The following is a 19,644-nucleotide window of genomic DNA, read 5'->3' on the forward strand; positions in this document are numbered from 1 at the left end:
CGCAGCGTGGTTCGCATTGTTTGCTGCTGCCCCGGGCCTTAGCGGCGATGGTGAGGGCTCGTTGTTTCAGGACGCCGAGCTTATGTGCCCCTCTCCACCTTGGTTTCACCATCCCGAACGCCGCCTGCTGGCAGGAGTCCTCGGCCTGCTCTGGTCGGTGCTGGCTGGCGGCTGCGCTACGACGACTGCGCCGCCCGCACCTGATGCCATCGAGGAAGTGTTGGCCACGCCCGAACCCGAGGCGCCCGAGTACATCCCCGTCGTGCGCTACGGTCGCTACACGCTGGTCGAGCTGGCACCCAGAGCGGCGCAACGCGACCTGCTGTTGCAGACCATCGACGTGTCCATGCCCGAAGATGCCCGCGCCACCGTCGGCGATGGGCTGCGGCATGTGCTCAAGCGCAGCGGTTACAGCCTGTGCCAGACGGCGCACGCGGTAATCGAGCTGTACGCGCTGCCGCTGCCGGCGGCGCACCTGCACCTCGGCCCCATGACCTTGCGCGATGCGCTGCTCACACTGGCTGGCCCGGCCTGGGAACTGCACGCGGATGATCGCGCACGGCAGATTTGCTTCGAACGGCCCGCCGACAGCGCGGTCATCGAACCCGCATCCGAGCCACCCGCCGCCGAGGCGGTGCAGACGTTCCCGCTGGAGCCTTCGGTTTCGGGAGGCCAGCCATGAGCGCCCCACAGTCTGCCCGGCGCCCGGCCGCCGTCGTGATGGTGCAGAGCCTTCTGTGGCTCTGGCTGATCGGCCTCAGCGTCTTCGTAGCCTTGGGCTACCAGACCATGAACGACCAGGCCGACCAGGAACGGCTGGATTCCCGCCTGCAACGCCTGGAAGCCCGGGCGGCGGGCCTGGTCGAGTCGATCGAGGCCATCCAGCAGCGTTCGGCCGTCGCAACGGCGGCAGACCTCAAAGACACCCGCCAAGTCTTGGAAGCACGCGCTGCCCAGGTTGAGAAAACGCTGAGCGGCTATGCCGCTGCCGACGACCTTCAGGCGCTGCGCGCGGAGGTCGAGCAGATCAAGGCGCGCCAGACCGCTGCGCCCGTTCCGCGCGCCGCAGCACCCGCCCAGCCGCGCGCATCGGGCAAGGCCGCCGCCAAGCCCGAACCGCCGCCGCTGCCGTTCCGCGTCGTCGGCGCCGAATTGCGCGCTGGCCAGCGCAGCGTGTCCGTTGCGCCGAGCAGTGCGGACTTCACGCCTGACCAGCTTCAGGTGCTGCTGCCAGGTGATGCGCTCGGCCCGTGGCACTTACAGGCGATTGAGGGCAACACCGCCGTGTTCCAGGCCGGCAACCAGACCCGTCGCGTGGCGATTCCCTGACCGGAGCACACCACATGAATCCGTCGATCATCCTTTCCGCGCTCCTGCTGGCATCCGCCCAATTGCCCGCCTGGGCGCAGCAGCCGGTCACCGCCCCGGCCCGCAATGCGCAGAACCAGGAGCGTCCGCTGGTCGCCCGAACCCCGGACGACCAGGTAGCAGGCGACTGGGGCCTCCAACCGCAGGAATGGGCGCTATACCGCGAGCTGATGGACGGGCCGCTGGGCATCTATTCGCCTAACCTGGACCCTCTGTCCGCCCTGGGCATCGAGGCCCGCACCGACGAGGAACGGCGGCGCTACGCAGAACTGCAGGTGCAAATCGAAGCGCGCCGCGTCGAGAAGCTGCTTGCCTATCAACGTGCCTACGACGAAGCCTGGCAGCGCCTGAACCCCGGCATGCAACGGGTGAACCTGCCTGACGACAAACCCAGCGGCGGCGCAGTGCGCGGCGGCGGCCGCACGGCGGTGTTCGTCAAGGACGGCTGCGCGGCCTGCGGACAGCTCGTGCAACGCCTGCAATCCTCAGGTACCGAGTTCGACCTGTACATGGTCGGCAGCCGCCAGGACGACGCGCGCATCCGCGACTGGGCCAAGCGCGCACAGATCGACCCGACACGGGTGCGCAGCGGCACCATCACGCTCAACCACGACGGCGGCCGCTGGCTGTCGCTGGGTCTGCCCGGCGATCTGCCCGCGGTCGTGCGCGAGGTGAACGGCCAATGGCAGCGCCAGCCCTGACGGCGCGGTTTCGCGTACTGGTGATCGCTGCTGGCCTGTACGCCTGCGCCGTCCATGCCCAGGAGGTTCCGCCTCCGGCCTATCAGCTTGCCGCCCAACGTGCGGGCATTCCCTCCACGGTGCTCTACGCCGTGGCCTTGCAGGAGAGCGGCATCCGGCGGAACGGACGCATCGTCCCGTGGCCGTGGTCCCTCAACGTCGCCGGCCAATCGCGCCGCTATGCGACCCGCGCCGACGCCTGCGCCGGTTTGCAGCAGGCGATGCGCTCCACGCCGCACACGCGCATCGACGCGGGCCTGGGTCAGATCAACCTCGGCTACCACAAGCACCGCTTCACCAGCCCGTGCGACTTGCTCGATCCGTACCGCAACCTCGCCATCGCCTCCGAGATCCTGAAGGAGCAGCACATCCCGGGGGAGAACTGGCTGCTGGCGATCGGCCGCTACCACCGCCCCGCGGGGGGCGAGCCCGCAGCCCGCTACCGGCGGAGCGTTTCCCGCCACCTCGCCCGCGTGCAGGGCACGCGCCCAACCGCCGCGGTCCTCGCCGCGCGCCAGGAGACCACCCCATGACGAAATCCCATCTGGCCCATCTCGCGGCGAAAGGCCTGCTCGTGCTGCTGGCGGGTCTGCCGCTGGCCTCGCGTGCCGGCGAGCCGCTGATCTTGGTCGAAGACCGTGGCGGCACGTCGGCGCTGCCGTACTACGAAGCCCTGAGCCTCCAGCCGCGCGCCAACACTCCGGCCCGATCGCCCATCCCTGCGACTCAGATCCCGGCCACGCCGGCGGATGAGGCCGCGATGTTGCCGGTGCGCAGCGCCAAGCTCACGCCCGGCACCGTCGCGCGGCGGGTGATCGAGGCCCCGGGCCTGCGTCCCTTCGTGGTCGTGGGCGACGACGAGGCTTCCCAGGCCTGGTTGCGCCGCCATGCAGCCTCATTGCGCGAGCGCGGCGCGGTCGGTCTGGTGGTCAACGTCGAGACCGTGCAAGGCCTGGCGCGGCTGCGCGCACTGGCGTCCGGCGTGCCGCTTGCGCCCGTGTCCGGCGACGACTTGGCCGAGCGCTTGGGCCTGCGGCACTACCCGGCGCTAGTCACGGCCACCGGCATCGAGCAATGAAGCCATGTCGGGGAAACAGCCGGTCGAGGTTCTGCTTCGCCCAGCGGTGGAGCTATATACCGTCGCGGCGTGTGCAGGCGCCGCGTTTCTGTCCCTGGTGGCCCCGTGGTCGCTCGCGCTGAGCCCCGCCATGGGTGTCGGCAGCGCGCTGGCGTTCGGAGCCTATGGCGCGATCCGCTACCGCGATGCCCGCGTCATCCTGTGCTACCGGCGCAACATCCGTCGCCTGCCGCGCTACGTGATGACCAGCAAGGACGTGCCGGTCAGCCAGCAACGTCTGTTTGTGGGACGCGGCTTTCTGTGGGAGCAGAAACACACCCATAGGCTCATGCAGACGTACCGGCCAGAGTTTCGGCGCTACGTCGAGCCGACGCCGGCCTATCGGCTGGCCCGGCGCCTGGAGGAACGGCTGGAGTTCGCGCCGTTCCCGCTGTCCCGGCTATCGAAACTCACCGGCTGGGACGTGCCTTTCAATCCGGTGCGGCCGCTGCCGCCAGTGGGCGGCCTGCCGCGCCTGCACGGCATCGAACCCGACGAGGTGGACGTCAGCCTGCCGCTGGGTGAGCGCGTGGGCCACTCCTTGGTTTTGGGAACGACAAGGGTGGGCAAAACACGTTTGGCCGAACTCTTCGTCACTCAAGACATCCGCCGGAGGAACGCCGCGGGCGAACACGAGGTCGTGATCGTCATCGACCCCAAAGGAGATGCCGATCTCCTGAAGCGGATGTATGTCGAGGCCAAGCGCGCGGGCCGCGAAGGCGAGTTCTATGTCTTCCATTTGGGGTGGCCGGACATTTCGGCACGCTACAACGCCGTAGGCCGATTCGGTCGCATCTCGGAAGTCGCCACCCGCATCGCGGGGCAGCTCTCCGGCGAAGGCAACAGCGCAGCCTTCAGGGAATTCGCGTGGCGCTTCGTCAACATCATTGCCCGCGCCTTGGTGGAACTGGGGCAGCGCCCGGACTACATGCTGATCCAGCGGCACGTCATCAACATCGACGCGCTGTTCATCGAGTACGCCCAGCACTACTTCGCCAAGACCGAGCCCAAAGCCTGGGAGGTGATCGTCCAGATCGAGGCCAAGCTCAACGAGAAGAACATCCCGCGCAACATGATTGGGCGCGAGAAGCGCGTGGTGGCGCTGGAGCAGTACCTATCCCAGGCCCGTAACTACGACCCGGTGCTCGACGGCCTGCGCTCGGCGGTTCGCTACGACAAGACGTATTTCGACAAGATCGTCGCGTCTTTGCTGCCGCTGCTGGAGAAGCTCACCAGCGGGAAGATTTCCCAGCTTCTGGCGCCGAACTATTCCGACCTGGCCGACCCCCGCCCGATCTTCGATTGGATGCAGGTCATCCGAAAGCGCGCAGTCGTCTATGTGGGCCTGGACGCGCTATCCGATGCCGAGGTCGCCGCAGCGGTCGGCAACTCGATGTTCAGCGATCTCGTTTCGGTGGCAGGCCATATCTACAAGCACGGGATCGATGACGGCCTGCCGGGCGCATCGGCTGGCACGCGCGTGCCGATCAACGTCCACGCGGATGAATTCAATGAACTGATGGGTGACGAGTTCGTGCCGCTGATCAACAAAGGCGGCGGCGCCGGTCTGCAGGTCACCGCGTACACGCAGACGCTTTCGGACATCGAGGCCCGTATCGGGAACCGCGCCAAAGCGGGTCAAGTGATTGGCAATTTCAACAATCTGTTCATGCTGAGGGTCAGGGAGACGGCCACCGCCGAACTGCTGACCCGGCAATTGCCGAAGGTCGAGGTCTATACGACCACCATCGTCTCCGGCGCGACCGACAGCTCGGACATCCGCGGCGCGACGGACTTCACCAGCAACACGCAGGACCGCATCAGCATGTCCAGCGTGCCGATGATCGAGCCGTCGCACGTCGTCGCCTTACCCAAGGGCCAATGTTTCGCATTGTTGCAGGGCGGCCAGCTTTGGAAGGTTCGCATGCCGCTGCCGGCACCGGACCCCGATGAGGTCATGCCGCAGGATCTGCAACAACTGGCGGGCTACATGCGCCAGAGCTACAGCGAGGCCACGCAGTGGTGGGAGTTCACCAGTTCCCCGGCGTTGCAGGACGGGGCCTTGCCCGACGACCTGTTGGATGATGCCGCTGCGGCCGAACCTGGCCCGGTGGCCACCGACGACAGCGCCGGCAATGAGGCCTCGCCATGAAGGATGCCGCCTCGACCGCGCAGCGGGAGCAGAACCAGCGCCAAGGCCTGATCGTCGGCACCATCACCTTGCCGTTCCGGCTGCTGGGGGTGCTGATCGGCTCGCTGCTGTTCTCCATTGTCGTGGAGTGCGTCGGAATGCACCTGTTCTGGAAGGACGAGGGCTGGCGACACTCCCAGCAGATGTTGCAGTACGAGTTGGGGCACCTGTCCAACCACTTCACGCGCAGCGTGGTCGTGCAGGAACCGGGGCGCACGGCGCACGAGCTGGTGGATACCGGATACGAATGGGTGTTCGTGCGCTCGGGCTTGCTGGAGCGCATGAGCCAGACCGCCGAGCGCGCCCGTGCACCCAGCCACGGGCAGACACGCAACTTTCGCTACTACATCAGCCAGGCCTATGTCTGGACCGAGAGCTACCTGATCGCCGCAGCCTTCACGACGCTGACCTTCCTTGTGCGCCTGCTGGTCCTGGTGCTCACGTTGCCGCTGATCCTCACCGCGGCATTCGTCGGCCTGATCGACGGCCTAGTGCGGAGGGACGTGCGCCGGTTCGGCGCGGGCCGCGAATCGGGCTTCATCTACCACCGCGCGAAAGCAAGCCTGATGCCGCTGGCCGTTCTGCCCTGGGTCACGTACCTGGCCTTGCCGATCTCGGTGCATCCACTGCTGATTCTGCTGCCGAGCGCCGCCTTGCTGGGGCTGGCCGTGAGCCTGACCGCGGGCAGCTTCAAGAAATACCTTTAGGCGAATGCTGTCCCGCGTGGCTGTAGTGCTCATCGGTTCTGCAGAACATCTAACGCAGCGTCCAACGCCGTAATCGATTCGACAATGACTCTCACTAAGGAGCGGTCGAACTCGTGGTCTCGCTGGGAATCGTGGACACCGCTGTTGAGACACCCCCATTCAATGCTTCCTGCACCAACACCAAGCAGCCGGGTCAAAGCGACAACGACGTCTGGCGCGCCAGCATGCTGCGCGGAGATGCGATCGACGGCTGATCTCAACTTTGCGCATTTGTTGTTCAATTCCCAGGGGGAGCGTGGCCCGCCTAGCTTGAGTTCGATGCGCCCATCTGCTCGCCGGCCCAGCCAAGTCCAGAGACGGTCAGTCAGACTCTCCAGCGCGGGCCGCGCCTGGCGCAGCGCCTCACGCTTCTCATCGGCTGCCAACGCCTGCTGGGCCAACAGGACGTAGTTCTTCGTCGGTGGATCGCTGTCAACGCGCAGCTCATGCTCGCCCTGGTGCGGGAGGAACTTGTAGCGCTTGATGGACCCGGCCCGCCGGGCGCCCAATTCCTGCTGGATCCGGTGCAGAAACTCCTCGGCGTGTGAGGTGAGGATGACCTGCTTGCCGACGAGCAAGCCATCCTCGAAGAAGGTACGCCAGATTCCGTCACGATGGTCATCGTCGATCGCGTTGACGACGTCATCGAAAATGACCACGGGGCACCCCTGCGCGATGTTCTTCGCCAGCAGAATCGCCAGACCCAGGCACTTGATATGCCCTTCGCTGAAGACCACCAGCGCGTCATAGCGCACGCCAGGCTCACCGGTGAACTCTACTTCGATCTTGCCGTTTTCGGCGACAGGCAGCCACAACGCGTGCAAGAGGTCGCCAGGCGGATCAGCACGATTGAATGCGTTGTACAGATTGCGTGCCTGTTCTCCGAGGCCCTGGAGCAGCACGCCCGGCAATGCGGCCAAGTAGGCTTGGATTTCGGGCAAGAAGCCGTCGTAGGCGGCCTTGACCCGCAGGTGGTGCGCGACTACCGGCACTTCGGTTGCGACCGACTCGATCAACTCACGGTTCGCCTCGTCAAATTGGGCCACGGTCTGGCGGGCAGCGGCCATTTCTTGGTCGGCTGTCATGCGTATGGTCCGCAGCCGTTCGATCTCCAGCCGGTGCTGGTCCAGTGCGTCCCGCTCCCGGGCCAGCGCCCCGCGCAGGGCATGCGCTTCGCGGGCTTGCGCGTCGGCGCGCTCGATGATTTCCGTGACCTGCAGCAGAGCGTTCCAGGCACGCCGGTCGCCATCGACCCATGCGCCAAGCCAGGCGCCTGTCGAGGTAGGCGGCAATGGAGGCAGGCCTGCTGCCTGCAACTGTGCAGGACAAGCGTTTGCGCCAACCGCGACTACCCGACGCATCTCGTCCCACAGCGCCCGCACCGCCTCGCTCAACTGCGTCCGTAGGCCGGCTTCCTGCTGCTGGAGGGTGGCCAACTGCGCGAGCTGCTCCAGGCCCGTGCGGGCCTTGGCGAAAGGATCCTGTGCGACAGCAGCCAATCCGGTTCCGCATGCGGGACAGGTGGTCGCCCCGTCAGTCAAGGCCAGCACAGCCTCGTAGAGCTTAGCGTACGACACTTCCCCAGCACGCGCCGAAAGCTGTCCGGTGGCCGCCTGCCACAGGCCTTGAAGGTGATAAGCCTCATCCAGCAGCGTCTGCAGCCGCGCTTGGCTCACCTCATGAACGGCAGGTGGGACGGCAACCAGTTGCGCCTGGACGTACGGCAGCCGCCCTTGCTGCTCCGGTGTGCCGAGCAGCCAGTCAACGCAAGCCTGGTACGTCGCGCCGGGCGACATTCGTTGCGCCAGCGCTTGCTCGGAGTTCTCCACCGCCGCGATCTTTTGCGGATAAGCAGCGATCGTCTGTTCAGAGTTCGCCAACTGCAAGCGCCGCTGCGCGAGTTGAGTAGCCTGGGCGCCGACGAGCATCAGGTCTTGGTCGAGCGCGGGATTGAAGCCGCGCACGAAGTCGCTGAACTGATCCACGCCAAACAAGGTAGCGATGAGCTGCCGCTGATCGCCCGGAGTACGCGCCGCGATGCGGGCGAAGTCATCGAGGCGGTTCTTTTCGATGAAGCAGAAGCGGTACTCCGCTTCGTTGGGCTGCACAGCCTGGGCCTGGTCTGGTGCTCCGGAAGACAGGACGGGCGCGACATGGCGACGCAACCGGGCATTGTTGCAGTATGTCCGTTGGTCGACCCGCTTGACTTGGGCCTCGCTGATGGAGCCGAGCATCGCCACTTCCAGCGCCTCGCAGAAGCTGCTCTTGCCGGTACCGTTGGCGCCATAGACCAAAGTGATGTCGTGGCTGAGGTCGAATGTCTCTTGCCGCATGAATCCGCGAAACGGTCCCACCTCAAGCTGGCGCAGGCGCCCCAGCGCCGGCCCGACTTCGGGTCCGTGGCCATCTCCCTGGTACGCGACCGGCATCTGCGCCAAATGGGCGACGGCCAGTGGCGCCATGCGGGTGGAGCGTCCACGGCGCGCTGCACCAACTTCAGCCAGAGGTTGCAGGTGATCAAGCACCAGATGCGCGAGCCGGCACACGTCGTCATGCACCTGGCGTTGCGCCAAGTGCGCCAAGAAGCGGTGGTACTCCGAATGAATGCTTGCCATGCAGCCCCCTCTACACAGGAAGACGCTTCGATGGCGTCCTTGATGATGTTGATCGGTCGCCAGCGCAGTAGGCACAGGCGGGTCATGCTTCCATTCGCTATTACGGTTTGTGGAAGTTCTCAGCAAAATAGTCGATGACCTGCCCCGCTTGGGATCCCTGACGGAAACGCTTTTGCTCCTCGAAGTCGATCGAGGGCAGCATATGGATCAGTTGATGATCGGCGTACAGCGCCATGACCTTCTCGGCATCCAGTACCCCGGCGCGTTGTCCGGTAAGCGTATTCGCCGCTTCGATGGCCGCGCCGATCATCACGTCCGCCACTTGCACTGCAGGACTGTGCTTTGAATCGATCTGAGTCACGGACTGAAGCTTGAGCGGAAAGGTGATGCTGGCGATCTCCGATTGACGAAACGTGATCGGTTTCTCATGGCGGATGTACCGCTGCAGCAGGTCGTGATAAGTGAGCAGGTTCTTGGACTGATCGTGCTCGACCCGATACGGGCCGTCAGCCATGATTTCCATCCGACTGACCAGGGACTGCAGCACCACGAAAGCAGCATCGGTGTTGACGCCCGGCGTGACGATCGCCTTCAGGCATTCAGGGGCAGCGAACTGCGCAAGCGGGCCAAGCGCTTCCGGCAGTTCCCACCAGCGCGATGCGCACGCCGCATCGATCAGGTTCCCAAGCGCCTCCGAGCTCTTTTCCTTCACCGCGCGCTGGAAGCTGACCAACAGCCGGTCGAGCGCGCCTTTGCCGAGGAGCGTCGGTCCAACCGTATACAGCAGCGACGCAAGCGAGTAGTTCTGCCCGTCTTCGTAGAAGTCCATGCCGCGCTCGTAGTAGAACGGCTCGACCGCGTAGTCCAGGAACATCAGCAGCAACAGGTAGCGCTTGTCGCAGACGTAGGTCACGCACTTGTGGTCGGTTAGCAAGTCGCGCTGCAGCGCCATCAGACGGGGGTGATTGGCTGGGCGCCGAGCCAACGCCCGGTACTTGAGTTCGTCCGCCTGAAGCTTGGGAAAGTGCTCCCGGATCAGGCGCCCGGCCTCGTCATCCTCAATGGCGATGGCCGTCGCTCCTTGGAACCGCTGCTCAGGGTTCATCAGGTCAAAGCCGGTATAACCACTTTCATCGATCCGGAAGCATTCCATTCAACTCTTCCCCTGGACAATGGACACTCCGATCCTGTCGGCCAATTCGAGCACGGCATCGTAGGCACCGACGTCGTTGTGCGAAGGCTCAGACGCGGCCGAGGATGGTTCACTAGGTGGCTCGCCATCGGCGGGCAGATTGGCGCATCGCTTAGTCATGGGTCATTTCAAGAATTTCATCCACAGCGGCCGCAATGACACGGTCCGGTGCCGAAGCGAGTAGATCCTGGGGACGATTTCCACCCAGGAAGCTGTTTTCGGAGCGGAACCAATAAGCCATGCCCCAGCCGTCTTTGTGTCCTTCGAAGGTTTCAATCACTTTGGCCAGCGATTTCAGTGGACGGAAACCAGCGTCACGATCCAGCCCGTAGTCCGGAAAGTAATCGATGCCACCGTGGTTGATAGCGAAGATTTGGCGTTGCTTCTTCCACTTATTGGGCTGAGCGCTCGGGTTCCGGGTGCTCAGTTCCGCGAGTTGTGCGATGTTCGCGGCGGTCAACCAGTCTCCACTTTCCAACACCGCCTTACGCGCCTGCACCAGCAGGCTCGCTTCCTTGAGCAGCCGGGGCGACAGCGGATTGCGCGGCACGAGCATTTCTGCCAGCCGTTCGAGCGATTCGCGGTCCTGACGTTCAAGCAGCACCTCGAACATGGATGAAGCGACGTTGGTGAAGTTTTCCGCCAATGCCGCGAAAACACTGGGCTTGATGTGGTCGAACGCCACCACCAGCACGTGGTCAGCCTGCGACCGAGCGAGTTGAGCCTGAATCTCTTTGGGCGTACCCACAAGGGTCGACACGCCGAGACGGTCTGCAACGACGCTCATGACTGACTCCTCAAATGGGTTATTTACGCTATTTGATATTACTATATCGACCATAACCTTCAATGCCCAGACACTTCGGATTCTTGGGACCTAAGGAGCACACCGTGCACCCCACCACGCTTTATGTAGTCGGCAATGGATTCGACCTGTGGCACGGCATTCCATCGGGCCTCGGACAGTTCAAGGAGTATGTCCTGGCCACAGACCGGGACATTCATCGCGAGGTCGAGGACTACCTTCCAGCCGGAGACGACTGGTGCGACTTGGAATTAGCCCTGGCTGAACTGGATGCCGATATGCTGGTCGACAACTTGGGGCACTTCATGGGGGCCTATGGTGCCGAGGACTGGAGTGATTCAGGGCACCACGACTTTCAGTACGAGGTGGGGAACGTCGTCGAGCGACTGTCCAAGGGGCTTCGGACGCGCTTTGCCGAATGGATCCGAGACTTGCCCATCCCGACACACGACACCGCCCCGCGACGGCTTGCGACGCTGGATCCACAGGCGCTGTTCCTGACCTTCAACTACACGAGCACGTTGGACACTCTCTATGGCATCGATCTGGCACGTGTTCTGCACATCCACGGCCGATCCGATGCGGCAGACGATGAGTTGGTCTTGGGCCACGCCTGGAATCCCCAATCCCGCCCCTCGCTCAACGACCGTCCGGATATCGAGGAGATCGATACCCGGGTGGCTGAAGCCAACGACATCATCGACGACTACTTCTCAGCCACCTTCAAGCGTTCCGAGGAACTGATCGCCCAGCATAGGACGTTTTTTCAGGCGTTGGGAGCCATCCAGAAGGTCGTCGTGCTTGGCCACTCTCTGTCCCCCGTGGATGCGATCTACTTCCAGGCGCTCCTTCAGCAGCCCAGCGTTGCCGCGGCGCGATGGACAGTCGCATGCCGCAGCAAACAAGAGTGGCCTGATAAGGAACAACGGCTCGTCGCCCTGGGTTTGTGGCCGGGTGCTGGACAGCCATCTTCTTGGGACGCACTGTAGAACAAAGCGTCGTTCGCTCCTGTATTTGCGGATCGCTGCGCACCTAATCCGGTCGGCCCCAGTTCCTATTGTTTGTGGCCTAAAGCAGCCCTGATCTCCACGATCAAGCCATTGCTGATTTCACAGGAATGGCGCGATGTTGGCTCCGATCTGGCTGCGCGCCGCGCATCGCGGCGTGCCCACTTTTCTCGTGACGGCCCTCCTGCTGGGCCAGTCCCCGATGGCGTTGGCCGAGCCCCCCACGCAGCGCCAGGAACTGGTCGCGGCGCTGCGCCAGCTCGACGCGCTGGAGCGCACCGTCGCCGACAGCGCCGCGCATGCCCCCATCCAGCCGGGAGAGCGCTACCACTTCGATTACCCGCGGCTGCTGGCTGACCTAGCGCGCGTGCGCGCCGGTATCCAGGCCCACCTCTCACCTTCGCGTGCCCAGCCGCGCGACCCCTCCGAACTGGCCGGCGACTACCGCACTGAGCGGGCCGTCGAGCCATCGCCGACGACCGCGGAGGTCAAGCCATGAACGGCGCCCAGGTCTCGGCATTTCAAGCCAACAGCGGCATCGCGCCTTCCGCGATGGCGACCGTCTTGGTCGGCGTCGTGTTCGCGGTCCTGCTCGTCTGGGGCGTCTGGGCCATCCGAACGGCCTACGTGGGGTGGTCCGAGAGCCACCTCAACCAGCGCCAGTTCCTCGGCGTCTGCATCCGCTTCGTCGCGATGTACCTCGTCCTGAGTTTCTTCCTCCTCTCCTGACCTGAAAGGCCTGACCATGCAAAACCGCATCCTCACTTCCCGTTTTGTCCAGCGCGCCACCGTGGCTCTGGGCGCCGCCGCGCTGCCCGCGCTGTCGTTCGCGCAGGGGTTGCCGCAACTGGAGAACCCGACCCGCGGCACGGGCAACGGCATCATGGAAACGATCAGGAACTACGGCTACGACATCATCATGCTCGTGGCCCTGCTGGTTGTGGCGTCGATGTTCATTGGCGTGTGCTACCACGCCTACGGCACCTACGCGGAAATCCACACTGGTCGCAAAACCTGGGGCCAATTCGGCCTCACGGTCGCCATCGGCGCGGTGCTGCTCGTGATCGGCATCTGGCTGCTCACCGAAGCCACCGGCATCCTGTAAGGCGAGGCCGGTATGTCCGAGCAGCAGCACGTCCGTGCTGACGGGACGGTCACGTTCCTTCCGCACCGGCTCAACCGCCATCCCGTTGTCGTGCGCGGCCTCACCGCCGACGAGCTGTGGATCTGCTGCGGCCTGTCCGGCGCCGCCGGCCTGCTGGTCGGTGCGCCGCTGTCCTGGGTGTTCCGCACGATCGCGCTCGCGCCCACGTTCGTCGTGCTGGGCGTGGCCTTCGGCGTGTTCATCGGGGGCGGCATCCTGCGTCGCCTCAAGCGTGGGCGTCCCGACACCTGGCTGTATCGGCAACTCCAGTGGCGCATCGCCACGCGCTATCCGCTGGTGGCGGGCTGGGTGGGCGGCCATGTGCTGATCTCACGCTCCGGCTTCTGGACCACCCGAAGGTCTGCTGCAAGGGGGGCACGATGAGCCGCTTCAAGAACGAGATCACCCATCTGCAGGCGCACATCAAGACGCTTCGCCTGGGTGCTGGCGCGCTGGTCATCGTCGCCCTGGTCATGGGCGGCGGCTGGTGGAGCGCTCCGCGCGACCTGACCATCCACGTCCCGCCTGATCTGCGCTCCGGCAGTACCCGCAAGTGGTGGGAAGTGCCGCCCGAATCGGTCTATGCGTTCACGTTCTACGTGTTTCAGACCCTCAACCGCTGGCCGACGAATGGCGAAGAGGACTATGCGCGTAATCTCCACACGCTCTCGCCGTACCTCACCCCATCCTGCCAGGCCTTCCTGCGGGCGGACTACGACTATCGCCGCTCCACGGGCGAGCTGCGTCAGCGCGTGCGCGGCATCTACGAAATCCCCGGTCGCGGCTACGGTGACGACCCCACGGCGCGCGTGCGCGTGGTGTCCGACCGCGACTGGGTGGTGACGCTGGACATCACCGCAGACGAGTACTACGGGGCGGAACAAGTCAAGCGGGCTTTGGTGCGCTACCCCGTGAAAGTCACGCGGGTGGACATCGATCCCGCTCGCAATCCGTTTGGCCTGGCGCTCGACTGCTACGAGGGTGCGCCCCAGCGCATCAGCACACCGGAGCCGTCGCGCCCGGCACCTGGCGGCCTGTCTCCGCAAGCGCCTCAAGGAGAAACCCCATGAAGCACCTTGTACTCGCACTGCTGGGGCTGCTGGCCGTCGCCTCGGCTCCTTTTGCCCAGGCCGTGGAGATCCTTCGCTGGGAACGCATGCCCCTGGCCGTGCCCCTGCGTGTCGGGCAGGAGCGCGTCGTGTTTATCAACCGGAACGTCCGCGTGGGCGTGCCCGCGGGCGTCGGCGAGCGCTTGCGGGTGCAGAGTGCGGGCGGCGCGGTGTACCTGCGCGCGAGCGAGCCGATCGAGCCCACACGGCTGCAATTGCAGGATGCCGACACGGGCGCGCTGATTCTGCTCGATATCGCGGCCGAGCCGGCCAAGGACGGCGAAGCCGAGTTGGAGCCGGTGCGCATCGTCGAGGGCGACAGCGCCCCGACGCGCTATGGCGATCAAGCCGACGGAGCAGACGACGCCCCGGCGCGCGCCCAGGACCAGGCAGGCGCGCGGGCAGCGCGGCGTGAAACCCCGGTTCCGGTCGTGCTGACGCGCTTCGCCGCGCAGAACCTCTACGCACCGCTGCGCACCGTGGAGCCGCTGCCGGGCGTCATGCGGGTGAACCTGCGCCGCGATCTCGACCTCGGCACGCTGGTGCCGACGCTGCCGGTGCGCGCAGTTGCGCTCGCCTCGTGGCGTCTGGAAGACCAGTGGGTCACAGCCGTGCGCCTCACCAATAGCAGCGGCGGCTGGATCACCCTGGACCCGCGCGTGTTGCAGGGCGATTTCCTCACCGCCACCTTCCAGCACGAAGCACTCGGCCCGCGCGGGACGCCAGAGGACACGACCGTCCTGTACTTGGTGACGCGGGGGCACGGCCTCGCGCAATCGCTGCTGCCGGCGATCAACCGCTTCGACCCAGCCGTGCATCTGCCGCAGCCCGAAGCCGAGGCCACCGACGACAAGGAGGCCCGCCATGCGCAGTAACGGACTCCTGAAGTGGTTAATGATCCCCGTGGCCCTGCTGGTGCTGTTCGTCGCCATCCGGCTGTTTTCGGGTGGAGGCTCGTCGGCGCCGCCCGCTGCGGATGCCGGCGCCAAGCTCACGCCGGAGGAGATGAAGGCGCTGGGCATCGAGGGCGATACCCCCCGCGATACCGTGGCGACGCTCGTGGCGCAAGTGAAGCAGTTGCGCACCGAACTGCAGACGGCGCTGTCCGACAACAAGTCCCAGCGCGAAGAGAACCAGCGCCTGCGCCAACGCGAGAACTCGATCGACCAGCGCATCAATTCGGCGCTGGAGACCGAGCGCTCCAACCTGCGCCGCGACCAGCAGCAGGCAGCCAGCGAACGCCAGCAGACCGAGGGACTGCTCGCCGACCTGCAGCGGCGCCTGGAAGGCATCGGCGGGCGCGGCGGCGGCCACGCCGATCTACCCGTGGGCCTGGGGCTGCGTAACGGCGACGAGGCAGGCATGGAAGGCGGCGTGCGCTGGGTCGAGCCGGACGACGCGAAGCCCGCTGATGGGCGTAACGGCAGTCGCGGCACGGGTGGCGGCATGAGCTTTCCGACGAGCTTCGGCCCCGCGCAGAGCACGCTGGAAACCACGGCACAAACCGTGGCGAACGCGGGCGCCCGCGCCGCAGGCGTCAAGAGCGCCAAGCCGGTCTATACGGTGCCGACCAACTCGACGCTGATGGGATCGGTGGCAATGACGGCGCTGATCGGCCGCGTGCCGATCGACGGTACGGTCAACGATCCGTATCCGTTCAAAGTCCTGGTCGGTCCCGACAATCTCACGGCAAACGGTATCGACATTCCCGACGTGGCGGGCGCCGTGTTTTCCGGCACGGCCTCGGGCGACTGGACGCTCTCTTGCGTGCGCGGCCAGGTGCGCAGCATCACCTTTGTGTTCCATGACGGGACCATTCGGACGATTCCCGAAGACCGCGACGGCAACCAGCAGAACAACCAGCAGCAGAACTCTCAAAGTGGGGGCCTGGGCTGGATCAGCGATCCCTATGGCATTCCCTGCGTCAGCGGAGAGCGGCGCAGCAACGCCCAGCAGTACCTCGGTTCGCAGGCGCTGATCACCGCGGCGGGTGCTGGCGTGGCCTCGCTCATCGACAGCGACAGCGGTCAGATGTCCTACGTGGGCGCAGACGGTTCCATCGGCAGCGTCGGCATTTCCAGCAACGAGGCCGTAGGTCGCATCCTGGCCGGTGGCGTGCGCGACATGGCCGATTGGGTGAACAAGTTGTACGGCCAGGCCTTCGCCGCCGTCTATGTCCAACCCGGCGCAAAGGTCGCCGTCCACCTCGAAAAGCCGCTCGCCATCGATTTCGATCCCGAAGGTCGCAAGGTCGATCACCGTGCAGGAGAAAGCCATGCTCTCGAACTTGAATAAGGGCCTGGCGCTGGCCCTTGCCGTCGCGGTGCTCGGCGGCTGCGCCACCAGCAAGGAAAAGCTGCTGCCCCACGGCGACAGCACGATGATGGACATCTGGCAGCAGAACGCCGGTGACGGCGGCGGTGGCGCCGGCCAGGTGGCACGCAGGCAATTGCTCGACGCGCGCCAGAGCCTGCGCCGGCCGCTGACCGAGATGGATGTACAGGCCGCGCCCGCCGAGCAGATGCGCTACACGCGCACAGCGCGCAACGAGGTCTATCGCCAGTTCCAGCGCCTGCCGAATCCCGACCTGGTGATGTACGTGTACCCGCACCTGGCAGGCACGGACCCGGTGCCCGTGCCGGGCTATACGACGGTTTTTCCCTTGTACCAGCGCGTGCAGTACGCCATGCCGGGCGAGCGCGTGGAGGACTACTGATGCGCTGGAAACTCCCCTGGCACAAGTCGGCCGCGCCGAAGCTGGCCGCATCCGGCGCAGGCGATGACGAGCGGCCGGAGGGCTGGCAACGCCACGTCGAGGCCTTGCGCCAGGCCGGCATCCCAGAACCCGGCACGGCGGTCCATGGCCGCAGGCCGGCGACCGTGGCCGACGAGCAGGCGCTGTACGACGTCGCGCCGTCGTTCGCGGAATTCCTGCCCTGGGTGGAGTTCCTGCCCGATTCGAAGTCCATGCTGCTGGAAGACGGGCAATCGGTCGCGGCATTCTACGAGCTGGTGCCGCTGGGCACCGAGGGCCGGGAACCCGGCTGGCTCGCGCATGCCCGCGACGCCTTGGAGAACGCGCTCCAGGACTCGTTCGATGAACTGGACGAGAACCCCTGGGTACTCCAGCTCTACGCCCAGGACGAACCCAGCTTCGACCAGTACATGCAGACCCTGCGCGACTACGTGCAGCCGCGCGCCCGCAATACGGCTTTCACCGAGTTCTACCTTCGCTTCTTCGGACACCACCTGCGCGCGGTAGCGAAGCCGGGCGGGCTGTTCGAGGACACGGTGGTCACGCGGCTGCGTTGGCGCGGCCAGACGCGGCGCGTGCGCATGGTCGTCTATCGCCGGGCCACCGGGCAGGCGAGCCGCCGCGGCCAGACGCCCGAGCAGATGCTGAACATCGTCTGTGATCGCCTGTGTGGCGGGCTGGCGAACGCCGGCATCCAGGCCCGGCGCATGGTCGCGGCCGACGTCCATGACTGGCTACTGCGGTGGTTTAACCCGCGTCCCACGCTGCTCGGCCCTGGGGTCGAGGACCGCGAACGCTTCTATGCGCTGGCACGCTACCCCGACGAGACAGAAGACGGTGAGATCGAGCTGGCGAGCGGACGGGATTTCAGCCAGCGGCTTTTCTTCAGCCAGCCACGTTCGGACGCGGAGCACGGCACCTGGCACTTCGACGGCATGCCGCATCGTGTGCTGGTCACTGACCGGCTGCGCATGCCGCCCGGCACGGGGCATTTGACTGGCGAAACTCGCAAAGGCGATGCGATCAATACGCTGTTCGATCAGATGCCCGAGGACACGACGATGTGTCTGACCATGGTGGCGACCCCCCAGGACATCCTCGAATCGCACCTGAACCACCTGGCGAAGAAGGCAGTCGGCGAAACACTGGCATCGGAACAGACGCTCAAGGATGTGCAGGAGGCCCGCTCGCTGATCGGCAGCGCGCACAAGCTGTACCGGGGAACACTGGCGTTCTATTTGCGCGGCCGGGATGAAGCCGAACTGGACCGGCGCGGCCTTGATCTGGCGAACGTGATGCTTAACGCCGGTTTGCAGCCCGTGCGCGAGGACGATGAAGTCGCGCCTTTGAACAGTTATCTGCGCTGGCTGCCGTGCTGCTACAACCCGAGCCAGGATCGACGGAACTGGTTCACCCAACTGATGTTCGCCCAGCACGTGGCGAACCTCTCACCGGCCTGGGGCCGCAGCCAGGGCACGGGCCATCCGGGTAATACGTTCTTCAATCGAGGCGGCGGGCCGATCACCTTTGACCCGCTCAACCGCCTGGATCGGCAGATGAACGCGCACCTGTTCCTGTTCGGCCCCACCGGCTCCGGCAAAAGCGCAACGCTCAACAACCTCTTGAACCAGGTCACGGCCATCTACCGGCCGCGCCTCTTCATCGTGGAAGCCGGCAACAGCTTCGGCTTGTTCAGCGATTTCGCCAAGCGCCTGGGCCTGACTGTGAACCGGGTCAAGCTGGCCCCTGGCTCGGGCATCAGCCTGGCGCCGTTCGCCGACGCGCGTCGGCTGATCGAAACGCCGAGCGACGTGCAGACGCTGGATGCCGATGTGCTGGACGAGGACATGCCACCCGATGCATCGGCCATGGAAGCGGACGAGCAGCGCGACGTACTCGGCGAGTTGGAAATCACCGCACGGCTGATGATCACCGGCGGCGAGGATAAAGAAGAGGCCCGGATGACGCGGGCCGATCGCTCGCTCATCCGCCAGTGCATCCTCGACGCCGCCGAGCATTGCGTGGCCGAGAAGCGCACGGTGCTCACGCGCGACGTGCGCAACGCGCTGCGCGAGCGCGGCCAGGACCCAACGCTGCCAGAGATGCGGCGCGTGCGGCTGCTGGAGATGGCAGATGCCATGGACATGTTCTGTCAAGGCACCGATGGCGAAATGTTCGACCGCGACGGCACGCCGTGGCCCGAGGCCGACATCACCCTGGTCGATCTGGCGACCTATGCCCGCGAAGGCTACAACGCGCAGCTTTCCATCGCCTACATCAGCCTGATCAGCACGGTGAACAACATCGCCGAGCGCGACCAGTACCTGGGCCGCCCGATCATCAACGTGACCGATGAAGGGCACATCATCACCAAGAACCCGCTGCTCGCGCCCTACGTCGTGAAGATCACGAAGATGTGGCGCAAGTTGGGTGCCTGGTTTTGGCTCGCGACGCAGAATATCGACGATCTGCCGCGCGCCGCGGAACCCATGCTCAACATGATCGAGTGGTGGATCTGCCTGTCGATGCCGCCGGACGAGGTAGAGAAGATCGCCCGGTTCCGCGAACTCTCGCCCGCGCAGAAAGCGCTGATGCTTTCGGCGCGCAAAGAGGCGGGGAAATTCACCGAGGGCGTCATCCTCTCCAAGAGCATGGAAGTGCTGTTCCGCGCCGTGCCGCCGAGCCTGTACCTCGCGCTCGCGCAAACCGAACCCGAAGAGAAGGCAGAGCGCTACCAGCTCATGCAGCAATACGGCTGCACCGAGCTGGAAGCAGCTTTCAAGGTCGCCGAGAAGATCGACCAGGCACGCGGCATCGAGTCGCCGGCCTTGGAACTGTCGTAAGCCGGAGAACAC

At 65.3% G+C, this 19,644-nt stretch carries 20 protein-coding genes; 17 read left to right on the forward strand and 3 right to left on the reverse strand.

What is annotated here, in order from left to right; genetic code table 11:
• The first annotated feature begins 82 nt into the window (after positions 1–82).
• From pilL2 to G7007_RS00855, 7 genes are read left to right on the forward strand one after another with little or no spacing between them, the layout of a single operon-like run.
• Positions 83–682, forward strand: a complete 600-nt coding sequence (pilL2, locus tag G7007_RS00825; protein WP_020924956.1) for a PFGI-1 class ICE element type IV pilus protein PilL2 — start codon at positions 83–85, stop codon at positions 680–682.
• Positions 679–1,329, forward strand: a complete 651-nt coding sequence (locus tag G7007_RS00830) for a hypothetical protein (RefSeq protein ID WP_009876593.1) — start codon at positions 679–681, stop codon at positions 1,327–1,329. The genes pilL2 and G7007_RS00830 overlap by 4 nt, the downstream gene beginning before the upstream one ends.
• 14 nt (positions 1,330–1,343) lie before the next feature.
• Positions 1,344–2,069 carry a TIGR03759 family integrating conjugative element protein gene (locus tag G7007_RS00835; protein WP_009876594.1) on the forward strand — a complete coding sequence of 242 codons (726 nt, stop codon included), beginning with the start codon at positions 1,344–1,346 and terminating at the stop codon, positions 2,067–2,069.
• A complete protein-coding gene (locus G7007_RS00840; RefSeq protein WP_009876595.1) occupies positions 2,051–2,641 on the forward strand; it encodes a transglycosylase SLT domain-containing protein in 591 nt (196 codons plus the stop codon). Before G7007_RS00835 ends, G7007_RS00840 begins: the two co-directional genes overlap by 19 nt.
• A complete protein-coding gene (locus G7007_RS00845) occupies positions 2,638–3,186 on the forward strand; it encodes an integrating conjugative element protein (protein ID WP_009876596.1) in 549 nt (182 codons plus the stop codon). Before G7007_RS00840 ends, G7007_RS00845 begins: the two co-directional genes overlap by 4 nt.
• A 4-nt stretch (positions 3,187–3,190) precedes the next feature.
• A complete protein-coding gene (gene traD / locus G7007_RS00850; RefSeq protein ID WP_011871448.1) occupies positions 3,191–5,377 on the forward strand; it encodes a type IV conjugative transfer system coupling protein TraD in 2,187 nt (728 codons plus the stop codon).
• Positions 5,374–6,123: a TIGR03747 family integrating conjugative element membrane protein gene (locus G7007_RS00855; protein ID WP_009876598.1), complete on the forward strand. Its 750-nt coding sequence runs from the start codon at positions 5,374–5,376 to the stop codon at positions 6,121–6,123. Before traD ends, G7007_RS00855 begins: the two co-directional genes overlap by 4 nt.
• A 29-nt stretch (positions 6,124–6,152) precedes the next feature.
• Here the strand turns inward: G7007_RS00855 and G7007_RS00860 are convergent, their stop codons facing one another.
• The 3 genes from G7007_RS00860 to G7007_RS00870 form a co-directional block, all read right to left on the reverse strand.
• The gene (locus G7007_RS00860; protein WP_011871449.1) at positions 6,153–8,777 is read right to left on the reverse strand and encodes an ATP-binding protein; all 2,625 of its coding nucleotides are present in this window, start codon (positions 8,775–8,777) and stop codon (positions 6,153–6,155) included.
• A gap of 100 nt (positions 8,778–8,877) precedes the next feature.
• Positions 8,878–9,930 carry a DUF3800 domain-containing protein gene (locus G7007_RS00865; RefSeq protein WP_011871450.1) on the reverse strand — a complete coding sequence of 351 codons (1,053 nt, stop codon included), beginning with the start codon at positions 9,928–9,930 and terminating at the stop codon, positions 8,878–8,880.
• Between the two features lie 151 nt (positions 9,931–10,081).
• Complete coding sequence (locus tag G7007_RS00870; protein WP_011871451.1) at positions 10,082–10,756, reverse strand: hypothetical protein; 675 nt, start codon at positions 10,754–10,756, stop codon at positions 10,082–10,084.
• A gap of 104 nt (positions 10,757–10,860) precedes the next feature.
• Between G7007_RS00870 and G7007_RS00875 the strand changes: the two genes are divergently transcribed.
• From G7007_RS00875 to G7007_RS00920, 10 genes are all read left to right on the forward strand, one after another.
• A complete protein-coding gene (locus tag G7007_RS00875) occupies positions 10,861–11,763 on the forward strand; it encodes a bacteriophage abortive infection AbiH family protein (RefSeq protein WP_017514686.1) in 903 nt (300 codons plus the stop codon).
• Between the two features lie 136 nt (positions 11,764–11,899).
• A complete protein-coding gene (locus G7007_RS00880) occupies positions 11,900–12,280 on the forward strand; it encodes an integrative conjugative element protein, RAQPRD family (RefSeq protein ID WP_009876602.1) in 381 nt (126 codons plus the stop codon).
• Positions 12,277–12,510 carry a TIGR03758 family integrating conjugative element protein gene (locus tag G7007_RS00885; RefSeq protein WP_009876603.1) on the forward strand — a complete coding sequence of 78 codons (234 nt, stop codon included), beginning with the start codon at positions 12,277–12,279 and terminating at the stop codon, positions 12,508–12,510. The genes G7007_RS00880 and G7007_RS00885 overlap by 4 nt, the downstream gene beginning before the upstream one ends.
• A gap of 16 nt (positions 12,511–12,526) precedes the next feature.
• A complete protein-coding gene (locus tag G7007_RS00890) occupies positions 12,527–12,886 on the forward strand; it encodes a TIGR03745 family integrating conjugative element membrane protein (RefSeq protein ID WP_009876604.1) in 360 nt (119 codons plus the stop codon).
• Positions 12,887–12,898: 12 nt separating this feature from the next.
• Positions 12,899–13,309 (forward strand): TIGR03750 family conjugal transfer protein, encoded by a 411-nt coding sequence (locus G7007_RS00895; protein ID WP_003158639.1) that lies wholly within the window; start codon positions 12,899–12,901, stop codon positions 13,307–13,309.
• Complete coding sequence (locus tag G7007_RS00900) at positions 13,306–13,995, forward strand: PFL_4703 family integrating conjugative element protein (protein WP_009876605.1); 690 nt, start codon at positions 13,306–13,308, stop codon at positions 13,993–13,995. Before G7007_RS00895 ends, G7007_RS00900 begins: the two co-directional genes overlap by 4 nt.
• Entirely contained in the window at positions 13,992–14,909 is a 918-nt protein-coding gene (locus G7007_RS00905; protein ID WP_009876606.1) for a TIGR03749 family integrating conjugative element protein, read from the forward strand. Before G7007_RS00900 ends, G7007_RS00905 begins: the two co-directional genes overlap by 4 nt.
• Positions 14,899–16,329 carry a TIGR03752 family integrating conjugative element protein gene (locus G7007_RS00910; protein ID WP_011871453.1) on the forward strand — a complete coding sequence of 477 codons (1,431 nt, stop codon included), beginning with the start codon at positions 14,899–14,901 and terminating at the stop codon, positions 16,327–16,329. The genes G7007_RS00905 and G7007_RS00910 overlap by 11 nt, the downstream gene beginning before the upstream one ends.
• The gene (locus G7007_RS00915) at positions 16,310–16,750 is read left to right on the forward strand and encodes a TIGR03751 family conjugal transfer lipoprotein (protein WP_003158644.1); all 441 of its coding nucleotides are present in this window, start codon (positions 16,310–16,312) and stop codon (positions 16,748–16,750) included. Before G7007_RS00910 ends, G7007_RS00915 begins: the two co-directional genes overlap by 20 nt.
• Positions 16,750–19,632 carry a conjugative transfer ATPase gene (locus G7007_RS00920; RefSeq protein ID WP_009876609.1) on the forward strand — a complete coding sequence of 961 codons (2,883 nt, stop codon included), beginning with the start codon at positions 16,750–16,752 and terminating at the stop codon, positions 19,630–19,632. The genes G7007_RS00915 and G7007_RS00920 overlap by 1 nt, the downstream gene beginning before the upstream one ends.
• Positions 19,633–19,644: the final 12 nt, after the last annotated feature.

The sequence above is a fragment of the Pseudomonas entomophila genome, assembly GCF_013523125.1.
In the GTDB taxonomy this organism is placed as follows: Bacteria; Pseudomonadota; Gammaproteobacteria; order Pseudomonadales; family Pseudomonadaceae; genus Aquipseudomonas; species Aquipseudomonas entomophila_B.

Bases quoted from the DNA above. Each gene is read 5' to 3' on its own strand.
- G7007_RS00915 (WP_003158644.1), top strand. From the start codon at position 16,310: ATGCTCTCGAACTTGAATAAGGGCCTGGCGCTGGCCCTTGCCGTCGCG.
- G7007_RS00895 (WP_003158639.1), top strand. From the start codon at position 12,899: ATGTCCGAGCAGCAGCACGTCCGTGCTGACGGGACGGTCACGTTCCTT.
- G7007_RS00885 (WP_009876603.1), top strand. From the start codon at position 12,277: ATGAACGGCGCCCAGGTCTCGGCATTTCAAGCCAACAGCGGCATCGCG.
- G7007_RS00835 (WP_009876594.1), top strand. From the start codon at position 1,344: ATGAATCCGTCGATCATCCTTTCCGCGCTCCTGCTGGCATCCGCCCAA.
- G7007_RS00870 (WP_011871451.1), bottom strand. From the start codon at position 10,756: ATGAGCGTCGTTGCAGACCGTCTCGGCGTGTCGACCCTTGTGGGTACG.
- traD (WP_011871448.1), top strand. From the start codon at position 3,191: ATGTCGGGGAAACAGCCGGTCGAGGTTCTGCTTCGCCCAGCGGTGGAG.
- G7007_RS00890 (WP_009876604.1), top strand. From the start codon at position 12,527: ATGCAAAACCGCATCCTCACTTCCCGTTTTGTCCAGCGCGCCACCGTG.
- G7007_RS00830 (WP_009876593.1), top strand. From the start codon at position 679: ATGAGCGCCCCACAGTCTGCCCGGCGCCCGGCCGCCGTCGTGATGGTG.
- G7007_RS00860 (WP_011871449.1), bottom strand. From the start codon at position 8,777: ATGGCAAGCATTCATTCGGAGTACCACCGCTTCTTGGCGCACTTGGCG.
- G7007_RS00900 (WP_009876605.1), top strand. From the start codon at position 13,306: ATGAGCCGCTTCAAGAACGAGATCACCCATCTGCAGGCGCACATCAAG.
- G7007_RS00855 (WP_009876598.1), top strand. From the start codon at position 5,374: ATGAAGGATGCCGCCTCGACCGCGCAGCGGGAGCAGAACCAGCGCCAA.
- G7007_RS00910 (WP_011871453.1), top strand. From the start codon at position 14,899: ATGCGCAGTAACGGACTCCTGAAGTGGTTAATGATCCCCGTGGCCCTG.
- G7007_RS00840 (WP_009876595.1), top strand. From the start codon at position 2,051: ATGGCAGCGCCAGCCCTGACGGCGCGGTTTCGCGTACTGGTGATCGCT.
- pilL2 (WP_020924956.1), top strand. From the start codon at position 83: ATGTGCCCCTCTCCACCTTGGTTTCACCATCCCGAACGCCGCCTGCTG.
- G7007_RS00865 (WP_011871450.1), bottom strand. From the start codon at position 9,930: ATGGAATGCTTCCGGATCGATGAAAGTGGTTATACCGGCTTTGACCTG.
- G7007_RS00845 (WP_009876596.1), top strand. From the start codon at position 2,638: ATGACGAAATCCCATCTGGCCCATCTCGCGGCGAAAGGCCTGCTCGTG.
- G7007_RS00905 (WP_009876606.1), top strand. From the start codon at position 13,992: ATGAAGCACCTTGTACTCGCACTGCTGGGGCTGCTGGCCGTCGCCTCG.
- G7007_RS00880 (WP_009876602.1), top strand. From the start codon at position 11,900: ATGTTGGCTCCGATCTGGCTGCGCGCCGCGCATCGCGGCGTGCCCACT.
- G7007_RS00920 (WP_009876609.1), top strand. From the start codon at position 16,750: ATGCGCTGGAAACTCCCCTGGCACAAGTCGGCCGCGCCGAAGCTGGCC.